Annotated in this window: 24 protein-coding genes, 3 tRNA genes and 1 riboswitch; of the genes, 5 read left to right on the plus strand and 22 right to left on the minus strand. The window is 35.3% G+C overall.

From position 1 onward, the window contains the following. Both E3U55_RS00720 and hemA read right to left on the minus strand, forming a co-directional pair. Window positions 1-828: a cytochrome c biogenesis protein gene (locus E3U55_RS00720; protein ID WP_134338408.1), complete on the minus strand. Its 828-nt coding sequence runs from the start codon at window positions 826-828 to the stop codon at window positions 1-3. 17 nt (window positions 829-845) lie between these two features. Beyond that, window positions 846-2216 carry a glutamyl-tRNA reductase gene (gene hemA, locus E3U55_RS00725; RefSeq protein ID WP_134338409.1) on the minus strand — a complete coding sequence of 457 codons (1371 nt, stop codon included), beginning with the start codon at window positions 2214-2216 and terminating at the stop codon, window positions 846-848. Between the two features lie 194 nt (window positions 2217-2410). On the opposite strand from hemA, the gene E3U55_RS00730 reads away from it, so the two are divergent. Next, window positions 2411-2890 carry a LiaI-LiaF-like domain-containing protein gene (locus E3U55_RS00730; protein WP_134338410.1) on the plus strand — a complete coding sequence of 160 codons (480 nt, stop codon included), beginning with the start codon at window positions 2411-2413 and terminating at the stop codon, window positions 2888-2890. 276 nt (window positions 2891-3166) lie between these two features. Here E3U55_RS00730 and yihA read toward each other — a convergent pair whose 3' ends face one another. The 5 genes from yihA to E3U55_RS00755 all read right to left on the minus strand — a co-directional run bounded on the left by yihA (window position 3167) and on the right by E3U55_RS00755 (window position 10352). Continuing rightward, a complete protein-coding gene (yihA, locus tag E3U55_RS00735; RefSeq protein WP_134338411.1) occupies window positions 3167-3748 on the minus strand; it encodes a ribosome biogenesis GTP-binding protein YihA/YsxC in 582 nt (193 codons plus the stop codon). Between the two features lie 36 nt (window positions 3749-3784). Then, complete coding sequence (gene lon / locus E3U55_RS00740) at window positions 3785-6037, minus strand: endopeptidase La (RefSeq protein ID WP_407644088.1); 2253 nt, start codon at window positions 6035-6037, stop codon at window positions 3785-3787. 291 nt (window positions 6038-6328) lie between these two features. Continuing rightward, window positions 6329-7609 carry an ATP-dependent protease ATP-binding subunit ClpX gene (gene clpX, locus E3U55_RS00745; RefSeq protein WP_134338413.1) on the minus strand — a complete coding sequence of 427 codons (1281 nt, stop codon included), beginning with the start codon at window positions 7607-7609 and terminating at the stop codon, window positions 6329-6331. Window positions 7610-7938: 329 nt separating this feature from the next. After that, window positions 7939-9225: a trigger factor gene (gene tig / locus E3U55_RS00750; protein ID WP_134338414.1), complete on the minus strand. Its 1287-nt coding sequence runs from the start codon at window positions 9223-9225 to the stop codon at window positions 7939-7941. Between the two features lie 140 nt (window positions 9226-9365). Continuing rightward, complete coding sequence (locus tag E3U55_RS00755; protein ID WP_134338415.1) at window positions 9366-10352, minus strand: tetratricopeptide repeat protein; 987 nt, start codon at window positions 10350-10352, stop codon at window positions 9366-9368. Window positions 10353-10634: 282 nt separating this feature from the next. On the opposite strand from E3U55_RS00755, the gene E3U55_RS00760 reads away from it, so the two are divergent. Continuing rightward, a complete protein-coding gene (locus E3U55_RS00760; protein WP_134338416.1) occupies window positions 10635-10880 on the plus strand; it encodes a DUF1450 domain-containing protein in 246 nt (81 codons plus the stop codon). 15 nt (window positions 10881-10895) lie between these two features. Next, window positions 10896-11372: a DUF1189 family protein gene (locus E3U55_RS00765; RefSeq protein ID WP_134338417.1), complete on the plus strand. Its 477-nt coding sequence runs from the start codon at window positions 10896-10898 to the stop codon at window positions 11370-11372. A 32-nt stretch (window positions 11373-11404) separates the two neighbouring features. Here E3U55_RS00765 and E3U55_RS00770 read toward each other — a convergent pair. Together E3U55_RS00770 and E3U55_RS00775 are read right to left on the minus strand one after the other, a co-directional pair. Then, window positions 11405-11478, minus strand: a tRNA-Arg gene (locus E3U55_RS00770). Window positions 11479-11527: 49 nt separating this feature from the next. Further along, a complete protein-coding gene (locus tag E3U55_RS00775; protein ID WP_134338418.1) occupies window positions 11528-12391 on the minus strand; it encodes a fructosamine kinase family protein in 864 nt (287 codons plus the stop codon). 114 nt (window positions 12392-12505) lie between these two features. Continuing rightward, window positions 12506-12588: riboswitch (cyclic di-GMP riboswitch) on the plus strand. Window positions 12589-12694: 106 nt separating this feature from the next. Here E3U55_RS00775 and E3U55_RS00780 point away from each other — a divergent pair. Together E3U55_RS00780 and sda are read left to right on the plus strand one after the other, a co-directional pair. After that, a complete protein-coding gene (locus E3U55_RS00780; protein ID WP_134338419.1) occupies window positions 12695-13069 on the plus strand; it encodes a response regulator in 375 nt (124 codons plus the stop codon). 20 nt (window positions 13070-13089) lie between these two features. Beyond that, window positions 13090-13236, plus strand: a complete 147-nt coding sequence (sda, locus tag E3U55_RS00785; RefSeq protein ID WP_134338420.1) for a sporulation histidine kinase inhibitor Sda — start codon at window positions 13090-13092, stop codon at window positions 13234-13236. A 125-nt stretch (window positions 13237-13361) separates the two neighbouring features. On the opposite strand, the gene E3U55_RS00790 is transcribed toward sda, so the two are convergent. The 13 genes from E3U55_RS00790 to trxA form a co-directional block, all read right to left on the minus strand. Continuing rightward, window positions 13362-13438, minus strand: a tRNA-Arg gene (locus tag E3U55_RS00790). Window positions 13439-13468: 30 nt separating this feature from the next. After that, a tRNA-Gly gene (locus tag E3U55_RS00795) sits at window positions 13469-13542 on the minus strand. A 380-nt stretch (window positions 13543-13922) separates the two neighbouring features. Beyond that, on the minus strand, window positions 13923-14504 hold the full coding sequence (locus E3U55_RS00800; protein WP_134338421.1) for an XTP/dITP diphosphatase: 582 nt from the start codon (window positions 14502-14504) through the stop codon (window positions 13923-13925). Window positions 14505-14508: 4 nt separating this feature from the next. Continuing rightward, window positions 14509-15261, minus strand: coding sequence for a ribonuclease PH (gene rph / locus E3U55_RS00805; RefSeq protein ID WP_134338422.1), 753 nt, complete (start codon window positions 15259-15261; stop codon window positions 14509-14511). Window positions 15262-15394: 133 nt separating this feature from the next. Further along, window positions 15395-16198 carry a glutamate racemase gene (racE, locus tag E3U55_RS00810; protein WP_134338423.1) on the minus strand — a complete coding sequence of 268 codons (804 nt, stop codon included), beginning with the start codon at window positions 16196-16198 and terminating at the stop codon, window positions 15395-15397. A gap of 3 nt (window positions 16199-16201) precedes the next feature. Next, on the minus strand, window positions 16202-16681 hold the full coding sequence (locus E3U55_RS00815) for a MarR family winged helix-turn-helix transcriptional regulator (RefSeq protein ID WP_134338424.1): 480 nt from the start codon (window positions 16679-16681) through the stop codon (window positions 16202-16204). A 129-nt stretch (window positions 16682-16810) separates the two neighbouring features. Then, the gene (locus E3U55_RS00820) at window positions 16811-17035 is read right to left on the minus strand and encodes a helix-turn-helix domain-containing protein (RefSeq protein WP_091774439.1); all 225 of its coding nucleotides are present in this window, start codon (window positions 17033-17035) and stop codon (window positions 16811-16813) included. A gap of 125 nt (window positions 17036-17160) precedes the next feature. Next, on the minus strand, window positions 17161-17604 hold the full coding sequence (locus tag E3U55_RS00825; protein ID WP_134338425.1) for an acyl-CoA thioesterase: 444 nt from the start codon (window positions 17602-17604) through the stop codon (window positions 17161-17163). A 96-nt stretch (window positions 17605-17700) separates the two neighbouring features. Next, the gene (gene sdhB / locus E3U55_RS00830; RefSeq protein ID WP_134338426.1) at window positions 17701-18468 is read right to left on the minus strand and encodes a succinate dehydrogenase iron-sulfur subunit; all 768 of its coding nucleotides are present in this window, start codon (window positions 18466-18468) and stop codon (window positions 17701-17703) included. Window positions 18469-18483: 15 nt separating this feature from the next. Then, window positions 18484-20241: a succinate dehydrogenase flavoprotein subunit gene (gene sdhA, locus E3U55_RS00835; protein ID WP_134338427.1), complete on the minus strand. Its 1758-nt coding sequence runs from the start codon at window positions 20239-20241 to the stop codon at window positions 18484-18486. Between the two features lie 39 nt (window positions 20242-20280). Further along, complete coding sequence (locus tag E3U55_RS00840) at window positions 20281-20895, minus strand: succinate dehydrogenase cytochrome b558 subunit (protein ID WP_134338428.1); 615 nt, start codon at window positions 20893-20895, stop codon at window positions 20281-20283. Between the two features lie 156 nt (window positions 20896-21051). Beyond that, a complete protein-coding gene (uvrC, locus tag E3U55_RS00845) occupies window positions 21052-22854 on the minus strand; it encodes an excinuclease ABC subunit UvrC (RefSeq protein WP_134338429.1) in 1803 nt (600 codons plus the stop codon). 94 nt (window positions 22855-22948) lie between these two features. Beyond that, window positions 22949-23263 (minus strand): thioredoxin, encoded by a 315-nt coding sequence (gene trxA, locus E3U55_RS00850; RefSeq protein WP_134338430.1) that lies wholly within the window; start codon window positions 23261-23263, stop codon window positions 22949-22951. Window positions 23264-23290: the final 27 nt, after the last annotated feature.

Below are 23290 nucleotides of genomic sequence, written 5' to 3' on the forward strand. Positions count from 1 at the left end.
CTAATTAAAATGAAAATTTGAAATTAAATTAAAGAAAAAATAATTTAAAAATAATATAGAAAACGCTAACGTGTTGGAATAAGCTAAATCTTTACCTACAGAGCGTTTTGTTGCTTTTCGATACAAAATCACAGAATATATAACGAAGACGATAAACGATCCTACCGTTTTTGGGTCAAACCAATAGAATAAATCATTTGCAGTATATGCCCATATTACCCCTAATACTAATGAAATAAACAGTAATGGAGCTGCTATAATCATCAATAGATACGACAATTCTTCTAATTGACCTAAACGACCAAGACGCTTAATTGTTCGTCCCCATTTTTTCTTCTTCAACATATTAAATTGTAGTAGATATAAAACTGAAAATGCAAAAGATAGAGTGAATAGAGTATAAGAAATAAACGCTAAAATTATATGGGAAAATAACATCTCCCCAATAAATTGAACGCCAAATGTGGTATCACTGTTAGTCAAATGTGAAACTAAGAATATGACCATAATGATAAAACCAACCACATTAATAACAAACACTAAAAAATCTACCTTGTAAAAATAATTCACTACAATAGATACCAGTAATATTAACCAAGCATAAAAATAAAGACCTTCTGATAGACTTAAAATTGGTAATGTCCCCGATATATAAATTTCTCCAAATAAAAAAATGGTCTGTAAAAACCAAACCATTAAAAGTAACCAGAAGGCCATTTTGTTTGCCTTCCGGTCTTGTTTAACAAAGTCATAGAAATACATAATTAAACTTAGTCCATATAAAATGACAATCAGTTCATAGATACGAAATTCTCCAAAGGCACTCATAGGAGTTTCCCCTTATATTAGCGATGTTGAATCGCCTGAATTAGTCCTGCTAATGGTAATGAATGGCTCACTTTTTCATGACTGTGATGTTTCTGAGATTGTAGTTCCAGTTCTTCTTTAACCTCATCATCTATGCCAAATACTCTAATAAATAACTTAAGCATATCATCAGCATGTTCTTCGCCGGCCATTTCCTTGGCTTGTAGGATTGGTTCTTTTAACATCTGATTAATTATACTTTTAGTGTGTTTATTTAATACTTTACGTTCACGATTACTAAGGTTCGGCATTTTTCGTTCAATTGACGCCATTGTTTCCTCTTGAATCGTTAAAGCTTTCTTTCTAAGCGCTGAAATAATTGGAACAACACCCAACGTCGTTAACCATTCTTCAAATTCATTCATTTCATCTATAATCATAGTTTCAATTTCTTTTGCTGCTTTCTGACGTTCAGAAAGGTTTTGATCGACAATCCCTTGCAGATCATCAATATCATATAAGAAAACATCATCTAATTCATCAATTGCTGGATCCAGATTACGAGGCACAGCAATATCAACTAAGAATAATGGTTTACCATTACGTTGTTTTAATAATTGATTCATATCTTTTTTAGTTAATACATAATCCTTAGCACCAGCTGAAGTAATCAAAATATCAGCATCTGTTAGAACAGATTCAAAATCATCTAATGATTTAGCTTGTCCAGAAAAACGAGAAGCTAATTCTTCAGCTTTAGATAATGTTCGATTAACAACTGTAATTTTACTCACACCGCTACCATGTAGATTTTGAACAGCCAGTTCACCCATTTTACCGGCCCCGAGAATGACGACGTGTTGATTCTTTAACTGTCCAAAGATTGTCTTAGACAACTCTACTGCAGCGTAACTAATAGATACTGCATGTTCACCAATTTCCGTTTCACGATGTGAACGTTTAGCAGCTGTAATGGCTTGTTTAAACAACTGATTAAAGACTAAACCAGATGCTTCATTTTTCTGAGCAATTTGGAACGAGTCTTTTACTTGCCCAAGAATTTGTGTTTCTCCTAGAACCATAGAATCAAGCCCTGCAGATACACGGAAAAGATGTTGAATTGCATCTTTGTCCTCTGAAATTTCAACATGGTTTGTTACTTCATCGATATCAACTGAGAACCAATTAGCCATAAATCGCTTAACATAATAACGACCAGTGTGTAACTGGTCTGCAACAACGTATATTTCCGTTCGATTACATGTAGAGACAATGACATTCTCTAAGATGCTTTTCTCTTGATTAAGCGCGACCATCGCTTCTCCAACATGTTCACCTGAAAAGGCTAACTTTTCTCTTATTTCAACTGGGGCTGTCCGATAGTTCAAACTGACAACTATGACATGCATACCCTTCACCCCTATCTATACGTACAAGCTTTATAATGTTAGTATACCAATAGTACTATAAATATTACGCTCAAAATAATGAACATAATATGAAAATTTATGATAATATTAAATTAGAATAATTATTAATAACTATTGTAAGATTAACATAAGGTATTCCATCCATCAAGAAAATCGTTTTAGGAGCGGAGTTAATGAAACAACAGAAATCATTTTTAGGTATTATTCTTATTGGTATTGGAATTTATTTTATACTCCAACAATATTCCATACCTTTTTTATCAAGATTCGATACTTGGCCTACTATATTAATCATATTAGGAATTGCGTTTTTATTCAATGGATATGGAAATAAACAACATGACAATATCTTCCCTGGGGTTATACTATTTGGATTAGGTATTCATTTTCATGCTTTAGTACATACTTCAAACTGGCTTGATCATTGGGGAATGTATACGCTGATCATTGGTTTTGCATTCTTATTAAGAGCACAAAAAACGAATCAAGGATTAATTATTGGACTTATTTTTTTAATCATTTCTTTTATTGCTATTACTACTATTGCCATGCCAAGCTGGTTTCATTGGTTTGATTATGTGTTTTACCATTTAGAACGCTTTTGGCCAGCGATTTTAATCGTTATTGGTGGGTTTTTGATTTTTAAAAAATAGACTCTGTTAAAGTCCGTTGTTGATTGTGATTCGCTTTCGGTGGACGCTTTCCGTGGGCACGGCTTCAGCTAACTTTGAAAAGAAAACTCCTTTTTCTTTTCAAAGTGGATCTTCAGCTCGTGCCATTCCCACAGGAGTCGCCACCTTCGCTTATCACAATTCAACAACTCAATCTACGTCGAAGAATCAACACTAAACTTTAACATAGCCAAAAGTTCATTACTAATACATTTAGAAAAAAGCTGATCCATTAATGTATTTGGATCAGCTTTTTCTCTATAGAAAACGACTTAGTTTACTCCAAGCTTCGTCTTTTCCTTCTCCTGTTTCTGCAGAAAAAGTAACTAAATCATCTTCTGGCTCTATATCTAATGCTTCTTTAATAATCTTAATATGTTTATCTCTCTTAGCTTTTTTTACTTTATCCATCTTTGTTGCAACTATTAGAACAGGAATATCAAAATGTTTTAAAAAGTCGTACATGATAATATCATCCTCAGTTGGTGGATGCCTCATATCAATTAGAAGAACCGTAGCTTCAAGCGTATCTCTTTCCTGGAAATATTCCTCCATCATACGACCCCAAGCTTCACGCTCTTTCTTCGAGACTTTTGCATAACCGTATCCTGGTACATCTACAAAATAAAATGATTCATTAATTTTATAGAAGTTCAACGTTTGAGTTTTTCCTGGTTTAGATGAAGTCCTTGCTAAGCTTTTTCGCTGAATCATCCGATTAATAAAAGAGGATTTACCAACATTAGACCGACCGGCTAATGCAATTTCTGGGAAACCTTCTGTTGGATATTGTTTCTTACTAACCGCGCTGATTACAATTGCAGCTTGATTTACTTTCATAATAATTCTCCTCTGAATCTTGGTCTAATCAAAAGTTCACTCTTTTAATAAAGCATGTTCTAAAACTTCATCAAGGTGATTAACTTTAATGAAAGTTAGACCTTCTCGTATACTTTCAGGAATATCTTCTAAATCTTTTTCATTCTCTGAAGGTATTATAATTTTTGTTAAACCAGCTCGATGGGCACTTAATGATTTTTCTTTTAAGCCACCAATAGGTAATACACGACCGCGCAGTGTAATTTCTCCAGTCATACCTACTTCTTTATTAACAGGACGCCCCGTTAATGCCGAAATTAGAGCTGTTGCCATGGTTATACCTGCTGAAGGGCCATCTTTTGGTGTCGCACCTTCTGGGACGTGAATGTGGACATCGAACTTTTCGTAGAAATCAGGTTCAATATTTAATTCATCAGTTCGAGAGCGAATGTAACTAAATGCAGCCTGGGCCGACTCTTTCATGACGTCGCCTAACTTACCAGTAAGAGTAAGTTTACCAGTGCCTTTAGCTAATGAGACTTCAATAGATAAAGTGTCCCCGCCAGCTTGAGTATAGGCTAATCCCGTTGCAGCTCCTACTTGGTGATTTGTTTCTGCTTGTCCATATCGGAAACGTGGTTTACCTAACAATTCTTCTAAACGTATCTCAGTCACTACTACACGCTTTTGCTCTTCGGAAACGATAATTTTAGCTGCTTTACGACAAATCGAAGCGAATTGTCTTTCTAGATTACGTACACCTGCTTCACGTGTATACATTCTTATTAATTTTAGAATGGCTTCATCTCTAATTTGAAGATGACCTTTTTCAAGTCCATTTTCCTTAAGCTGTCTAGGTAATAAGTGTTGTTTAGAAATATGAAGCTTTTCTACTTCCGTATAACCGGCAATGGTGATGACTTCCATACGATCTAATAAGGGTCCTGGAATAGTTGATAAGTTATTGGCTGTAGCTATGAACATCACTTTAGATAAGTCATATGGTTCCTCAATAAAGTGATCACTATATGAGTGATTTTGTTCAGGGTCAAGAACTTCAAGCATTGCTGAAGAAGGATCACCTCTAAAATCACTTGCCATTTTATCAATTTCATCTAACAGGAAAACAGGGTTGATCGTTTCAGCTTTTTTCATACCTTGAATAATTCGCCCTGGCATTGCTCCTACATAAGTACGACGGTGCCCTCTAATCTCAGCTTCATCTCGCACCCCACCAAGAGACATCCGTACAAAATTCCGATCAATCGCACGAGCAATTGACTTGGCTAACGATGTCTTACCAACACCAGGAGGGCCGACTAAACAGAGAATTGGCCCTTTTAATGATTGAGTTAATTTTTGAACTGATAAGTATTCTAAAATACGTTCTTTTACTTTATCTAAACCATAATGATCTTCATTTAAAATTTTCTCAGCACGTTTAATCTGAAGGTTATCTGTTGTTTCATCTGTCCAAGGTATTGTAACTAACCATTCAATATAATTACGTATCACAGAACTTTCTGCCGAAGTCTGAGGTACTTTTTCATATCGATCTAATTCCTTATACGCCACATTCTCGATTCGCTCTGGCATATTGGCATCTTTAATTTTCTTTTTTAATTCGGCGACTTCTCCAGTTTTTCCATCTTTATCGCCTAATTCTTTTTGAATCGCTTTTAGTTGCTCTCTTAAATAGTACTCACGTTGAGTTCGTTCCATAGAACGTTTAACACGTTGTCCAATCTTTTTTTCCATAGAAAGAACTTCTTTTTCATTGTTAATGATCTGCATGATGTAATCTAAACGCTCTGGTACATAAACAATCTCAAGAATTCTTTGTTTTTGCTGGATTTTTAATGATAAATGAGAGCTGACCATGTCTGCTAAGCGTCCAGAATCATCAATATCTTTAATTGAATCAAATGTTTCTTGATTCAATTTTTTTGATACTTTTGTAAACTCGTAAAAATCGTTCACGAGCATGCGCATCATAGCTTGTTCTTCAATGTCATCACCATGTTCTTCTTCTAGCTCATTGTAAGACACAGTAAAAAACGCTTCATCATTTATAAATGAATCAACCTCAGCACGATGGAGGCCTTCAACTAAAATCCTTCTCGTACCGTTTGGTAATTTAACCATTTGTTTAATGTGTGCGACTGTTCCAGTATTATATACATCATCTTTAGAAGGTGTATCTAAAGATGTCTCTCGTTGAGTGGCTAATAAAATATGGTGGTCATTAACCATTGCTTGTTCTAACGCTTTAACTGATTGATCTCTTCCTACGTCTAAATGCATAACCATTGATGGATAAACAACAACGCCACGCAATGGTAGGAGGGGGATTTCTTTTTTATCATTTCCCAATGATGAACACCTCCAAATTTTTCCGTAATTATATGATATAGAATATCCTAATGCTTGTAAATTGTTCTGATGCTCTTACTTTATTGAAATACCACTCTTATTATATACGAACTTGGCTTAAGTATATAAAAATTAAATGATTAGACACACTTATACTGATAAATCGAGCTGAAATAAATAAACTCGCCAAGATGGCGAGTTTATTGCAGAGCCTATCTAAAATTGTTCTTAAGCACTCTCTTTAGGTTCTTCTTCATTTTCATCAATGACAGAACCATCTTTCATCACTAACTTTGGTCGACCATTAGTTTGCTTGACGGTTTCTGCAGTAATAATACATTTCTCAATATCATCACGTGAAGGTAGTTCAAACATTACATCTAACATGATTCCTTCAATGATTGAACGTAAACCACGTGCTCCCGTTTTTCGTTCAATAGCTTTATTAGAAATTTCACGTAACGCGTCTTCTTCAAATTCTAATTCAACATCATCAATATCAAATAACTTTTCATACTGTTTAACTAAAGCATTCTTTGGTTTCGTTAGAATTTCAACTAGTGCATCTTCATCTAATTGTTCAAGACTTCCGATAACCGGTAAACGCCCGATAAATTCAGGAATTAAACCATAACGAAGTAAATCTTCAGGAAGTACTTTAGTTAATAAGTCTTGTTCCTGTACTTCGGCATTTTTAGCTTCAGCACCAAAACCAATTACTTTTTCACCCAAACGACGCTTAACAATGGAGTCAATTCCATCAAAAGCCCCGCCAACAATGAATAACACATTAGTTGTATCGATTTGAATGAATTCTTGATGAGGATGCTTTCTGCCACCTTGTGGCGGAACACTTGCCTGTGTACCTTCTAAAATTTTAAGCAAGGCTTGTTGTACACCTTCGCCAGAAACATCTCGAGTAATCGAAGGGTTTTCTGATTTACGTGCCACTTTATCAATCTCATCAATGTAAATAATACCTTTTTCTGCTTTCTCAACATCATAGTCAGCTGCCTGAATTAATTTTAGCAAAATGTTTTCAACATCTTCACCTACATAACCCGCTTCTGTTAATGATGTCGCATCTGCAATTGCGAATGGAACATTAAGAATTCGAGCTAAAGTTTGAGCTAATAATGTTTTACCACTACCTGTTGGGCCCAGTAATAGAATGTTACTTTTAGCCAGTTCAACATCATCATTTTTAACATTATTAGAGTTAATACGCTTATAGTGGTTGTATACAGCTACAGATAGAGATTTTTTAGCTTTTTCCTGTCCGATTACATAATCATCTAAGATATCGCAAATCTCTCTAGGTTTAGGTACTTCTTTAAATTCTTCTGTTTCAGTTGAGCCTAATTCTTCTTCGACAATTTCTGTACATAAGTCAATACATTCGTCACATATATAAACGCCTGGTCCAGCTACTAATTTACGAACTTGATCTTGTGTTTTACCACAAAATGAGCATTTGAGTTGCCCTTTTTCTTCGTTAAACTTAAACATGCTTTCACCCCATAAAAAGTCAAAATTTATAATCTGTATCTAATCAAGATGTCATATTATTGTTTGTTGAAATCTCTTCCGTAATTCTCATTATGTACTTCAAAATTAAATTAGTCAAAAGAAAAACTTATAAACATCATATGTTAATTCTTATAAAAAAGTTACTCTTAATATGTATAGATTATATTAATTATATTGTGAGAAAAACTTGCAAATTTGATCGGAACCATTCGAAGTTTCTACCTCACTTTAACCATTTAACATAGTATTAAGCAGTTATATAGTGTAAAAACAAGGCACGTCAGTAACGCGCCTTGCAACAATATCTATTATACAGTTTTGCTTTCTTCAACTAAGAAATCAATGGCTTTCTTCATCTTAAGGTCGTCCTTAAGCATATCAGTATTACCACCTAACATCTTAGTTAAGTTATCTACATCAGTGCTGTACATTGAAGCCATTTCTTCAAGCTCTTTCTGAACATCTTCTTCTGTAACTTCTAGATTTTCCGCTTCAGAAATTGCTTCAAGTGTTAAGTTAGTACGAACGCGTTTTTCAGCGTCATCCTTCATTTGCTCTTTTAAAGCATCCTGATCTTGACCAGTAAACTGAGCATAAATATCTAATGACATACCTTGCATTTGTAGGCGTTGTTCGAATTCCTGCATCATGCGGTCTAATTCTGTATCAACCATCGCTTGTGGAAGATTAACTTCAGAATTATCTGCTGCTTGATTTACAAGTGATTCACGCTTTTCAACGTCGGCATCATTTTTCTTTTCTTCTTCTAAACGTTCACGTGTTTTTTGCTTTAATTCATCTAAGCTTTCAACATTTTCATCAACGTCTTTAGCAAATTCATCATCTAATTCAGGTAGTTCTTTTGTTTTGATGTCATGAATTTTAACTTTGAAAGTAGCTTCTTGACCAGCTAGCTCCTCTGCTTGGTAATCTTCAGGGAATGTTACTTTAACTTCAACGTCTTCTCCTGCTTTCTTACCAACTAGTTGTTCTTCAAATCCTGGAATGAATGAACCTGAACCAATTTCTAGAGAATGGTTTTCTGCAGCTCCACCTTCAAAAGCTTCTCCATTTAAGAAACCTTCAAAATCGATTACAACAGTGTCACCATTTTCAACTTCGCCTTCTTCTTTAACAACAAGTTCAGCGTGTTTTTCTTGAAGTGATTTTAATTCTGCTTCAACATCTTCGTCAGTAACTGTTGTATCTTTTTCTTCTACTTCTAAACCTTTATATTCACCTAATTGAACTTCAGGCTTAACTGTAACATTTGCAGTGAAAATAACAGGCTTACCTTTTTCTAACTGCTCGATGTCTACATCTGGACGATCTACAGGAGTTATACCTGCTTCTTCTACAGCTTTCATATAAGCATCTGGTAATGCAATATCAATCGCATCCTGGTATAGTGATTCTACACCGAAGCGCTTTTCAAAGATAGAACGAGGCACTTTACCTTTACGGAACCCAGGTACCTGTACATCCTTTACTACTTTTTTGAAAGCCTGGTCTAACGCTTTATCAAATTCTTCTGTATCAACTTCAAACGTTAAGACACCTTCATTGCCTTCTTTCTTTTCCCATTTTGCTGACATATAAATCTTCCCTCCAAAAAACTCTTTTTATTCCAATATTAATAGATAGCGAACACAGTTCATCACTGTTCATGCATAAAGCAACCACTATATTATAACATAGAAATGACGCCATTCAATAATGTAATACTAGGAAATTGTCAATCATCAATTTGAGAAAAATAGATCTTCTCTAAATGTTCAATTTCCTTCATCCACTTCATAATCTCATCTGATATGTATGTTTGTTCATCCGCACTTTCTAATTGTATGTAACTTTTTGCTAATGAGTGTACAGCCTCAGCAACATCCTCTTTTAGTTCCAGATTCGGGGTAAATGGAAACTTGATGTACAAGTATCGATAAAGTATTTGTTTTGTAAATTGATAAAGAGTAGGATCTGATTGCTCTACATCCTCAAGAACCTTTAATACCTCAACAGAAAATTCAGTATCCAATACATCAGGTAACTCCGTTGGTTTAAACCAAGCCATATCTCCAAATTTCTCGATTTCAATAGGCTCGCTAATTTGATCATCCATGCACCATTGTAAAATTCCAGTCTTTATAACAGGATTTAATTGAGCATCACTTAAATATGGAACCAACTGACTCAAATAAGGACCAATAGGGTGGTTCCTATGAAAGGACAACAACTTCCATTGTTCTTGGAAATTACCGTTTTCTAAAGAATCCATAAAATGGTTCATATGGTTTTCAGATTCTTGTTCAGTGGCCTGATCTTGAAATTGAATACTCATATCGTAAAGTTGTTTAAATGGTTCTTTATAATCCCTTGGGATAGAGGAAGTTTCATTAATCTCGTTCAACAAGTCAACCACTTCTGTGTATTGGCTTGTTTGAAATAAAATCGTCAAATAAATATGTAAGTATTTGTAGTAATTGTCATCATCTTCACGCATTAGTTTGCGACAAAGACTAATCGCTTCATCATAACGACTAAGTTCAATCATACAAATAACTTTTGCTGTAAGTATGTCATTTGAAGCTTCTTTAAATGATTCTAATTTCTCAATATGTAATAATGCTTCATCGTAATTCTTATGTTTGACGGCTTCGAAGCTTTTTTCCTCTAACTCTTTTCTCCATCCCGGGAACATAACCACATCATGTTGCTCATAATCCATAATAAAACCTTCCCGTCTGTTTAAAAATTGTTCCGTTAACTTAATTTACCCATTTATAACTAATTAAAAACATTAATATGTAATTTGTTTTACTCTCTCCCTTGGTATAAATTACTTGCCTTATGTATCCTTATCATACATCATAAATTATTTAATTTACACACTCAATTAATAAAAAATCATAGTCAAAAAGTATGAGGAATCAATAAAATCATTGATATATACAGCCTTTTGCTTTAAAATTATAATTTTGAAAAGAAATTTATAAGGAGGGAAGCAGCTATGGGACTTGTTGTTGTTGAGATTTGTGATGGAAATTTAATCGCTCGGGTCAATTTAGAAGAAATCCTTGAAGAGGAATATCCAGAGGTAGCAGTCATCGAAAATAGCTGCCTTTCCTTCTGTGGACTCTGCGCAGTTAGGCCGTATGCTCTTGTTAATGGCAAGCGTATATTTGGTCAGACACCTGAAGAAGCTGTAGAAAAAATTAAAAAAGCTATTGAAGATGAATTAGCTTTATTTTTCTAATCGGAGGATCGATCCGTGAATCTAATAAATATCTTAAAATACAGTTTGCAATTACCTAAAAAAGACGCACTCTTTAAATTAAATCGAATAAATATGCGCGATACATTTGTCTATATCATTATCTTATTTTTACTTTTATTTTTGCCTGATGCAGTTCAGTTTGTATTAGATGTTAAAAGTGCTCGAGGCAGTATTCCAGATGTTGTGATTATTCAAGTTGTATTTTTGTATCCGGCTTTGACTATTTTTATTACAACATTAGCCATTACATTACTGGCAGGTTTTGCTTATTTAATTAAGGAACTCTTAAAAAGGAAATTGGCATATCACCAATTATGGAAAATGTCTTCTTACGCTCTAACGCTTCCGATTTTCTTTTATTTAGCATCTAAAATATTGAATTTTGATTCTTTATATATTTTTTTGGGGCTATTCATTGTATTTATATTTATCATGACTAGCATGATACAAGTATATCCCCAGAAAAAATAAGCCCGGTCTATAATAGACTGGGCTTTTACATACGTCCCAGGAGAGATTCGAACTCCCGACCTACGGCTTAGGAGGCCGTTGCTCTATCCACCTGAGCTACTGGGACATCCACGATTTTATTTAACCAATTTTATACTCATTCTGCAAGGTGATTTTCACCCAACATAATAATCTAAAACTCGATCAACCGAACCACCATAAGATTCACCAAATATATTTAAATGAACTAAAAGGTAGAATAATTGGTATAGCTCCTTCACATCTTCATAATAGTGCTCTAATGGAGAAACTTCTTGATATGCTTCATAAAATGTTGATGGAAATCCCCCAAACAATTCTGTAAATGCAACATCAAAATGACGGTCTCCAAATAAAAACGATGGATCAATAACATATGGGTAACCTTTTTGTCCCGCTAACCAATTACCTCCCCATAAATCACCATGGAGGTAAGATGGTTTGATGTTATTAGGAATAAATTCATCGACACGATTCATAAGTTTGTTCAAGTTCTTTAGTCGTTTTCCTTGAATCCTTCCTTTTTCAATTCCTAACTCTAATTGACTTTTTAATCTATAATCACAGTAATAATTTTTCCAGCTATTAAATAGCTTGTTTTTTTGAGGTAGTGTACCTATAAAGGTTTGTGAACTATACCCATGGCCTTCTCCCAAGTTTTCATGTAATTTGGCAATCTGTTGACCTAATAATGCCCCTGTTTGTGAATTAGATTCACCGTCAATCCACTCAAGTAAAAGATAAGCTTCTTCTTGATGGTCTGAGTAAGCATGAATTTCAGGGACGCGTATAGTCTTTGTTTTTCTAATAAGCTCTAACCCTTGCTTTTCTATTTCAAAGAAATTTTGTGGTGGATTTGGGTGATACTTTAAAAAGTATTGATTTTCTTCGCTCTTTACAAAATAGCTTTGATTGATCGAGCCACCACTTACAGAATGGAAGTCTCTTATTTCTGAATAATCTCGAGCATTGCTTAACGCTTTTGAGATAAGTTCTTTCATAATTAAATCATCCTTCTGTTCAGAATTAATTATGAATAATTATAACAAAGTTAAAGCACTTCACATTAATTGAATTCTATAGTACAATAGGCGTAATCAAATAGGTCGGTTCATCTCCGATAACGGCAAACTTACTGAAAAGTAAGGACGCAAAGCTACGGGTCTAAGGTATAAACTATGATCGCCGGGCCGCCGAAGTAGATGAGACAAGTGGGTTAGTCTCAAAAAATTCGGTGAGACTGACCTTTTTTGTTTATATAAATAAATTTTTGGGAATCTATACAACAAAGAAGGTTGATAGTTATGAGAAAAGTACTTATCGCTGATGATTCACGTTTTATGAGATGCTGGTTAAAAAACCTAGTCGAACAAAACGGATATCTTGTAGTGGCTGAAGCATCAAACGGTCAGGAAGCCGTAGAAAGCTATGTTAACTATCAACCCGACATTGTGTTGTTAGATATCACCATGGAGAAGAAAGATGGTTTACTCGCGTTAAAAGAGATAATAAGTTCGGATCCATACGCGAATGTCATCATGTGTTCTTCAATGGGAGCTCAGAGCATAATTATTGAAGCTCTGAACTACGGCGCTCGAGATTTTATTGTAAAACCTTACTTTCACAAACTCATTGATATCCTTAATAAGGTGGAATTCAAACAAGTAAGGGCAAATTAATTGAAGAGGAGCTGATTCAAGTGCACCGTTTAAGCAATGACCAATTAATTGATACTTACGTCAAAGCTCTTGATTTGAATCTAGACCAGCCATTTATCGTACTATTAGAATCTGAAGTTCGACTAAGAGGTATTGATCCAAACACAATTAAATTAATGATCGGATAGAAATTGAACATATAAAAAGCCTCATTCCTTAAAACTGAAGGAATGAGGCATATTTTTATTTAATTAGTTTTTCAAATAAAAAGTTCAACTCCTTATGGTTAAAGGAATTGAAAATATTAATAAAATGGCGTCCCAGGCAGGATTCGAACCTGCGACCCACAGCTTAGAAGGCTGTTGCTCTATCCTGCTGAGCTACTGGGACATTATATAAAAATGATAAAAAGACATAAAATGGAGCGGGTGATGGGAATCGAACCCACGACATCAGCTTGGAAGGCTGAGGTTTTACCACTAAACTACACCCGCATGTTAAATTACTTATATTTTTGAATGATAACACGCTTCTTATGTTGTTTCCACTATGCCCCTGCATCTTCTAGCAGGTTCAGTGATGTTAATGCTCGGGGCAACTCGCAGCTTTTTCGGTAGAAGTTCTGCTCGTCACTACACCCGCATGTTAATTATTTTATAGATTTTTATGATAACACGCTTCTTATGTTGTGAACAGTTTAAACCGATAAATTCTATATTAACATATTTTCATTCGCAATTCTAATCTGATATGTATGATGTTCTCACTTCTGTTGCGGACAAGAATTATTATATAAAAGTAACCCCGTACATGTCAACACATGTTTAGCAATTTATTTAGAGAGCTGGGGAAAATTTCGCCAGCTCCCTAAAAATTAATCTAATTTCTTAATCATTGCATCTAATGCTAGCTTACGATGACTAATTTGGTTTTTAACATCAGGTCCAAGTTCAGCCATAGTCTGGTTATAACCTTCAGGAATAAATACTGGATCATACCCAAAACCATTAATTCCCCGTCGCTCTTGTGTAATTTCACCCTTACATTGACCTTCAGCTATGATCGTTTCCTCTTCTGGTTTAGCGTAGGCTATTACAGAAATAAACGCAGCAGACCTTTCAGTTACACCTTCTAAATTTTTTAATAACTTTTCTATGTTTGCATCATCATTTTTGTCTAACCCTGCATATCTCGCAGAATAAATGCCTGGTTCGCCATTTAAAACATTAACGGCTAGACCTGAATCATCTGCCATTACAGGCACATTATATCGATTGCAATATGTTTCTGCTTTTAGTCGCGCATTTGCTTCAAACGTACTTCCCGTTTCTTCAACATCTTCTACGTCATCAAATGCACCCATTAAACTAACCATCTCTATATCAAGTGATTGGAACATTTCCTGAAACTCTTTCAGTTTCCCCTGGTTTGTTGTCGCTAAATAGATTTGTTTCATTTATTTACTCTCCCTTAGCTTGACCAATTAACTCAGCTTTTTCACCAATCGCTTGTTTTTGATACTCAAATAAATCATTACACCCTTTTTGCGCTAGTTGAATAAGTTCATTCAATTGAGTAGGTGAAAAAGTTGCTTCTTCACCTGTACCTTGTAGTTCTACAAATTCATTTTGATCAGTCATAACAATATTCATATCAACTGCTGCAGTGGAATCCTCTTCATAACATAAGTCAAGAATTGCCTCTCCATCTTCAGAAATCCCCACTGAAGTAGCAGCTAGGAACTGCTTAATTGGCATTTCATTAATCTTTTCTTCATCTAGTAATTTAATACATGCTAAACTAACAGCTACAAAAGCTCCCGTAATAGATGCGGTTCTCGTACCTCCGTCAGCTTGAATAACGTCACAGTCAACCCAGATTGTACGTTCACCTATTAAGTCTAAATCAATAACAGCTCTTAAAGCTCTACCAATTAATCGTTGAATTTCCATTGTACGGCCTGCTACTTTACCTTTTGAGGATTCACGAATGTTTCTTTGTTCAGTTGCACGTGGTAACATGGCATATTCAGCAGTGATCCAGCCTTTGCCTTGCCCACGCATGAATGGAGGAACACGATCTTCCACACTTGCATTACAGATGACCTTCGTATCCCCTACAGTAATTAAAACAGAACCTTCCGGATGTTTAGTGAAATTAGTTGTAATTGATATGTTCCTTAATTGTTCGGCTGTGCGGCCGTCAATACGCATAAAATGCCCTCCTGAATAATAAAAGATATAAGTGCATAAATAGTCTATACTTTTAATCCTATTCTAATCACAACCAAAAGTATATCATAAAAAAACTTATACCTCATAACGTTCCAGGTATAAGTTATTGGCTTTAAGATAATGTAATATGTTTTAAAGAAGCATTTTTCAACTGGAAAATGTCTTCTTTTAGTCTTTGAAAAACATGCAATTTACCCGTTGTAAATATTGCGGGTTCATGGATTTCTTCTGTATTAGCATGATAAAGATTATAAAACGTTAATAACGTACTAACTTCAAATCCTGTTTCAACCGCTGAAGATAATACAGTTACTCTCGGACCAACTACCTCTTCAATTAATGATTGAATAATTGGATAATGAGTACACCCTAGAATTAATGTGTCAATTGTAGGGTAATGATTGATGAACTCCAAGCTTTCTTCAACAATCTCTTTAGCCTCTTCCAGAACAAAGTTACCACTTTCAATTAGCGGGACAAACTTTGGGCACGCAACTGCTGTGGTATCAATATTAGGTTTGATGCGAATCAGTGCATGCTCATAGGCTTGACTATGAATCGTGTTTTCCGTTCCAATAATAGCTACATGATTAGATTGAGTCGCTTTAATTGCTGCTCTGGCACCCGGTTCAATAACTCCAATGACAGGGATTGGTAAATTTTGTTTGAGTTGTTCGAGGACTAATGCTGTTGCAGTATTACATGCAATAACCAACATTTTAATGTCAAACTTCATTAAGTAATTAACCATTTCCCAAGTATATTGAATTACTTCTTCTTCTCCTTTTGAACCATACGGACACCTTAGTGTATCACCTAAATAAATGAATTGTTCTTTAGGTAATTGTCGTTTTAGCTCATGTAATACAGTTAAACCACCTACACCTGAATCAATAACCCCAATTGGACGCTCCAAGATTTATTCTCCTTCTTTTGTTTGATGTTTAGCCATTTCTTCATGGGACTTCATTTCATCAAATAGCTTAGACATGAGTATATGCAATGAATGAATCTGATCAGAAGAGAATGACTCTAAAACTTCACGTAAATAAAGCTGTCGTTTTTCAACAACTTCATGTATTATTTCTTTACCCTTTTCTAATAAATGTATTCGTACAACCCGTCGATCTTTTGGGTCTCTTACTCGTTCAATTAGTTCATTTTTCTCCATTCGATCAACTAAATCAGTTGTCGTACTAAATGCTAAATACATTTTTTTAGAGAGCTCGCCAATTGTTAAATCTCCAGAATCTCTTAGCCATTGTAAAGCTACAAATTGGGGTGGTGTAATTGGATAATGATCTAAAATTTCGCGTCCACGTTGTTTTATAATATGTGATATGTATCGAATACTTTTTTCAAGTTCGGCAATTGTTTTTGCATCAGTCGTCGATTGCACAGCATTTCCTCCTCAAAAAAGTCCTATGTAACCATTTTCAATCTTTTATCAGAAAAATTCAAGTATATTGTGACATATTCAGTCGATAAATGTTTAAAAAGAACCGGCTATTTGCACAGCCGGCTCATCTTACAATTGAATTTCCCCAAGACGTATGAGTTCGACTACGGCTTGAGAACGCCCCTTCACTTGTAATTTTTGAATGGTGTTTGAGATATGATTACGCACAGTCTTTTCAGAAATAAATAACTGTTCTGCTATTTCCTTTGTTGTTTTATCTTGCACAAGCAATTCAAAAACTTCTCTTTCTCTTTTTGTCAATATATTGGTAGGACGATATTTTTTGCTATCCAAACGGTAACCCCTCCTCTGTTAAAGAGTGAGCTACTTGTTCTATATGAGGAATTACTTAGTCATGATAGTTTATGTAATTAACCCTAATTTGGTTCAAACATTCGTCTACTTATTAGAAGTTTGCATTACTTATTTAATTTAGTTAATTGTTCATCACTAAAAGGCACTGACTTACCTGTTTTAGGGTTAATTTGAACAATTTTCCCACGACCACTTATACAAATATCATCTTTCTGATCTATTCCCATATAGTGAATATCTAAAGAACTTTTACCGATGTCTGCAGCTTTTACATGTAGTTTAATTGTATCTCCGAAATATAATTGTTTGAAAAAGTCACATTGTAAGTCTCCAACTACAGGTACTTTGTCTGTATCAGTTTTTAACGAACCGAACAATTGTAAATGACTTAAGAATTTAATTCTTGCTTCTTCAAAATAAATAAACGGTGATACGTTATTCATATGTCCAAACATATCTGTCTCTGAAAATCGAATCTCTATAGGTGTATAAAACGAAAACTCCGACTTCCACTGTTCTAAATCTTTTATATAATTTGGTAATCTCATATGCTAGTCCTCCAATTTATACTGAATATTCATTCATTTTTGTTTTTAAAATAAGGGACCGACATGTCAGTCAGTCCCTTGGTATGGTCATTAAAATTAGTAGTTATAATCACTACCGAAAAAGCTCTTAAATGATTGAACTGTAGCTTCACGGTTAAGTGCAGCAATTGAAGTCGTAAGAGGAATCCCTTTCGGACAAGCTTGAACACAGTTTTGTGAGTTACCACAATTTTGTAGTCCACCGTCGCCTGATACTGCATCCATACGCTCAGCTTTGTGCATTGAGCCGTTTGGAGTAGAGTTGTGTAAACGTACTTGTGATAGTGCTGCAGGCCCAATAAAGTTAGATTTACTATTAACATTTGGACAAGCTTCTAAACACACACCACATGTCATACATTTAGATAATTCGTATGCCCATTGACGCTTACTTTCAGGCATTCTTTCCCCAGGACCTAAATCGTGTGTACCATCAATTGGTGTCCACGCTTTAACCTTCTTCAACGAGTCAAACATACGGCTACGATCGACAGCTAAGTCACGGATTACAGGAAATGTATCCATAGGTTCTAAACGAATAGGCTGTTCTAATTGATCAACAAGTGCCGTACAAGACTGTCTAGGTTTTCCATTAATGTTCATTGAACAAGCGCCACAAACTTCTTCTAAACAACCCATCTCCCAATGAACTGGAGTTGTTTCTTCACCCTTTGCGTTAACAGGGTTACGTCTAATTTCCATTAAAGCTGAAATTACGTTCATATTTTTACGATGAGGGATTTCAAACTCCTCATTATAAGGTTGAGAATCAGGGCTATCTTGACGCTGAACAATAAGTTTAATTGTTTGGTTTCCTTCCGCCATCAGTTTTACCCCCTTTTACTTTGTTTTAGAGTAATCACGTTTACGAGGCTCGATCAATGATGTATCGACTTCCTCATAAGTAATATCTGGACCGTTCTTTTCAGGGTTGAATACTGCTTTCGTTGTTTTCAACCACTCTTCATCATTACGGTCTGGAAACTCAGGTTTATAGTGAGCTCCACGACTCTCATTACGGTTGTATGCTCCGATTGTCACTACACGTGCAAGTTGTAACATATCTTGTAACTGACGAGTGAACATGACACTCTGGTTACTCCATCTTGATGTATCAGCTAGGTTAATGTCTTTCCAACGTTCCATTAACTCAACAATCTTCTCATCTGTTTTCTTAAGTTTTTCGTTTTCACGTACAACTGTAACGTTATCAGTCATCCATTCACCTAATTCGCGGTGAAGTTTAAATGGATTTTCACTGCCAGAAGTCATATTCATAAGATTTTCAAACTTCTCTTGTTCTTCTTTAAGTTTACCTTCAAATAGAGAATCCGACTGATCTTCTGCTAATTCGTCTAATCCGTCAGCATACTTAACTGCATTCGGTCCAGCAACCATACCACCATAAATACATGATAGTAATGAGTTGGCCCCTAAGCGGTTACCACCATGAATGGTGTAATCCACTTCACCGGCTGCAAATACACCCGGAATATTAGTCATTTGATCATAATCTACCCAAAGTCCACCCATAGAGTAGTGAACAGCAGGGAAAATTTTCATTGGTACTTTACGTGGATCTTCACCTACGAATTTCTCATAAATTTCGATAATTCCACCTAATTTAACATCTAACTCTTTAGGATCTTTGTGTGATAAATCTAGGTACACCATGTTTTCACCATTAATACCTAGTTTCTGATTTACACATACATCAAAGATTTCTCGTGTTGCTATGTCACGTGGAACTAAGTTACCGTAAGCTGGATATTTCTCTTCTAAGAAGTACCAAGGCTTACCATCTTTATAAGTCCAAACACGTCCACCTTCACCACGAGCAGATTCACTCATTAAGCGAAGCTTGTCATCACCAGGGATGGCAGTCGGGTGAATTTGAATAAACTCACCATTCGCATATGCCGCACCCTGTTGATAAAGTCTTGATGCAGCAGACCCTGTATTAATAACAGAGTTTGTTGATTTACCAAAGATAATACCTGGACCACCAGTAGCAATGATTACTGCATCAGCTTTAAATGCTCTCATTTCATGAGAACTTAGATCTTGGGCAATAATACCGCGTGAGCGACCGTCATCATCAAGAATAGCTGAGATAAACTCCCAACCTTCATATTTAGTAACTAAACCGTTTGCTTCTTGACGACGTACTTGTTCGTCTAAAGCATAAAGTAATTGCTGTCCTGTCGTTGCACCAGCAAACGCTGTACGGTGGTGTTGTGTACCACCAAAACGACGGAAATCCAATAGACCCTCAGGTGTACGGTTAAACATAACTCCCATACGTTCTAACATGTGAATAATACCAGGAGCTTTTTCACACATATCTTTGACTGGAGGTTGGTTCGCTAAGAAGTCTCCTCCATATACCGTATCGTCAAAGTGTTCCCAAGGTGAATCCCCTTCACCTTTTGTATTAACGGCACCGTTAATACCACCCTGAGCGCAAACGGAGTGAGAACGTTTAACCGGAACAAGTGAGATTAAATCGACGTGAACGCCAGCTTGAGCAACTTCAATCGCTGCCATAAGACCAGCTAATCCACCGCCAACTATTACGACATTTTTGTTACTACTCATTATGTTGTTTCACTCCCTTATCATTCCGAATTCATCATATTAAGATGTAAATGCGATTAGTGATGCGATTCCCATGTAAGTGAAAATAGCAAAAATAGCAATTGTTACGTAAGTCATAATCACTTGAGATCTTGGTGTAACTGTAATACCCCAAGTCACAGCAAATGACCATAAGCCGTTAGCAAAGTGGAATACTGTTGAAATAACACCTACAACATAGAACCAGAACATGAAAGGACTAGATAAAATTGTAGCCATTAAATCAAAGGTAATTTCAGTATCATAAATTAAAGCTGCTAAACGTGTTTCCCATACGTGCCATACAACGAAAATTAATGTAATGACGCCTGTGATACGTTGTAAAACAAACATCCAGTTACGGAAATATCCGAACTTAAAGCTGTTAGGCGATGCCGTAAACGCAATATATACGCCATAAACCGCGTGGAATATTAGAGGTATATAAATCACAAAAATCTCTAAAAACAAACGCAGCGGAAGACTTTCCATGAAGTGTGCAGCAGCGTTGAATGTCTCTGGACCATATGTAGAAAAGTGGTTGACAACTAAATGCTGCATTAAGAAAAGCCCTACAGGTATGACACCTAGTAAAGAATGTAACCTACGATTAAAAAACTCACGGTTTTCCGCCATGTGTTACCCCCCTCGTTTTGTGTAAAGTGTACTTTCGATTTAACATCATAAAAAAGTAAACATGACATGTAATATTGTACTTCTAACCAATTAAAGCGTCAAGAAAACCTTACCAATAATCATGCCTTTTTCAACAATATTCAACAATAAGTGATACTAGGAATTAGTTTCCTCACCTTCATCATTTTCATTCAAAAAATAGTTTTGAATGTTTTCCGCTATATGTGTAGGAATACCTAACTTCGCCATATCTTCTGTACTGGCTTGTTTGATCTGATCAATCGAACCAAAATGTTGAATAAGAAGTCGTTTTCTTTTTGGGCCAATACCTTCAATTTCATCAAGGCTAGATTGAATGGCACTTTTACCTCTTAATTGTCGATGGAACGAAATAGCAAATCGGTGAACCTCATCTTGTATTCGCTGAATTAAATAAAACGATTGTTCATTTCTTTTCAAAAGAACTGTTTCTGGTGGATCTCCATAGAGTAGCTCACTCGTTTTATGCTTATCATCTTTAGCTAATCCACAAATAGGAATATCTAATCCAAGTTCATCCTCTAATACCTCTTTTGCAGCAGACATTTGCCCCTTAGAACCATCAACCATAATTAAATCAGGTAAAGGCTGAGCTTCTTTTAACAAACGAGTATAACGTCTTCTTACGACCTCTCGCATCGTTTCATAGTCATCTGGTGATTCAACTGTTTTAATTTTGTATTTTCTATAGTCATTTTTCTTTGGTTTCCCATCTATAAAAGTCACCATTGCTGAAACTGGATTAGTACCTTGTATATTAGAGTTATCAAATGCTTCTATGCGGTGAGGAGTTTCAATATTAAGGATTTCACCTAATCGTTCGACCGCTTTAATGGTCCGCTCTTCATCTTGTTCAATTAATGAGAACTTTTCTTGAAGGGCTATTTGTGCATTCTCCATTGCTAACTCTACTAAATCTTTCTTCTTACCTCTCAATGGCGTTTTAGCTTTTAAATCCAGGGCTTTAGATATTAATTCCTTATCTGTACCTACAGGTAAATAAAGTTCTTTCGGCTTAATATGATTAGAATGTTGATAGAACCGTGCTATAAAGCTTATAAAGGACTCATTGGCATCATTATAAAAGGGAAATAAAGATATATCTCGTTCGATTAATTTACCTTGGCGAATAAAGAATACCTGAACACACATCCACCCTTTATCAAAGGCAAAACCAAACACATCACGATCTGTTAAATCCTGAAGGTCCATCTTCTGCTTTTCCATTACACTCTCAATATGCTCAATCATATCTCGGTATTCTTTAGCCTTTTCAAAATCCAAATTCTCAGCAAATTGATGCATTTTTTCATTTAACTCTTCTTTAATCTCTCGGTGCCCACCACTTAAAAATGATGTAATTTTTTGTACAAGTTGATTGTTCGTTTCACGACTTACTGGATATTCGCATGGTCCTAAACATTGATTAATATGATAGTATAAACACACTCTTTTTGGCATGACATTACATTTTCGTAATGGATATAGGCGATCGAGTAATTTTTTCGTCTCCCTGGCAGAATATACATTGGTGTATGGACCGAAATATTTACCTTTATCTTTTTTTACTTTTCTAGTCACAATTAATCTTGGATGTTCCTCATTAGTTATTTTAAGAAAAGGATAGCTTTTATCATCTTTTAACATGACATTGTATTTAGGGTCATATTTTTTAATGAGATTCATCTCTAAAATTAATGCTTCCATTTCAGAGGAAGTGACAATATACTCAAAATCTTCAATTTCGTTTACAAGCCTTTGTGTCTTCAAATCATTGGCACCTGTAAAGTAAGAACGAACACGATTTTTAAGCTTTTTAGATTTACCTACATATATGACCTCGCCCTTTTTACTCTTCATTAAGTAACAACCAGGTTTATCAGGTAAAATTGCTAATTTTTCTCTAATTTGATCTCCCATAATTTACACCTCGAGTTGCATTATACCTATAGTTTACCATGATCCTGTTACCACATAAAAAGAAGAGCTAACCCACAGTTAGCTCTTCAGTTATTTATGCATGTTTTTGTACGAATTGTTGTAGGGCATCTTTTGGTTGGAAGCCCATAGCCTGGTCAACTTTCTCCCCATCTTTAAATAAGATTAACGTAGGAATACTCATAACACCATATTTTTGTGCTGTTTCTTGGTTTTCATCAACATCTAATTTAACGATTTTAACCTGATCGTTCATTTCACCATCAAGTTCTTCTAATACAGGTGCAATCATCTTACATGGGCCACACCATGCTGCCCAGAAATCTACTAATACTAGACCATCAGATACTTCTTCATTAAAAGTTTGGTCACTTGCATTTACAATAGCCATAAATTATGATCCTCCTCAATTTCAAGT

It is taken from the genome of Filobacillus milosensis, from assembly GCF_004402015.1.
In the GTDB taxonomy this organism is placed as follows: Bacteria; Bacillota; Bacilli; order Bacillales; family Alkalibacillaceae; genus Filobacillus; species Filobacillus milosensis.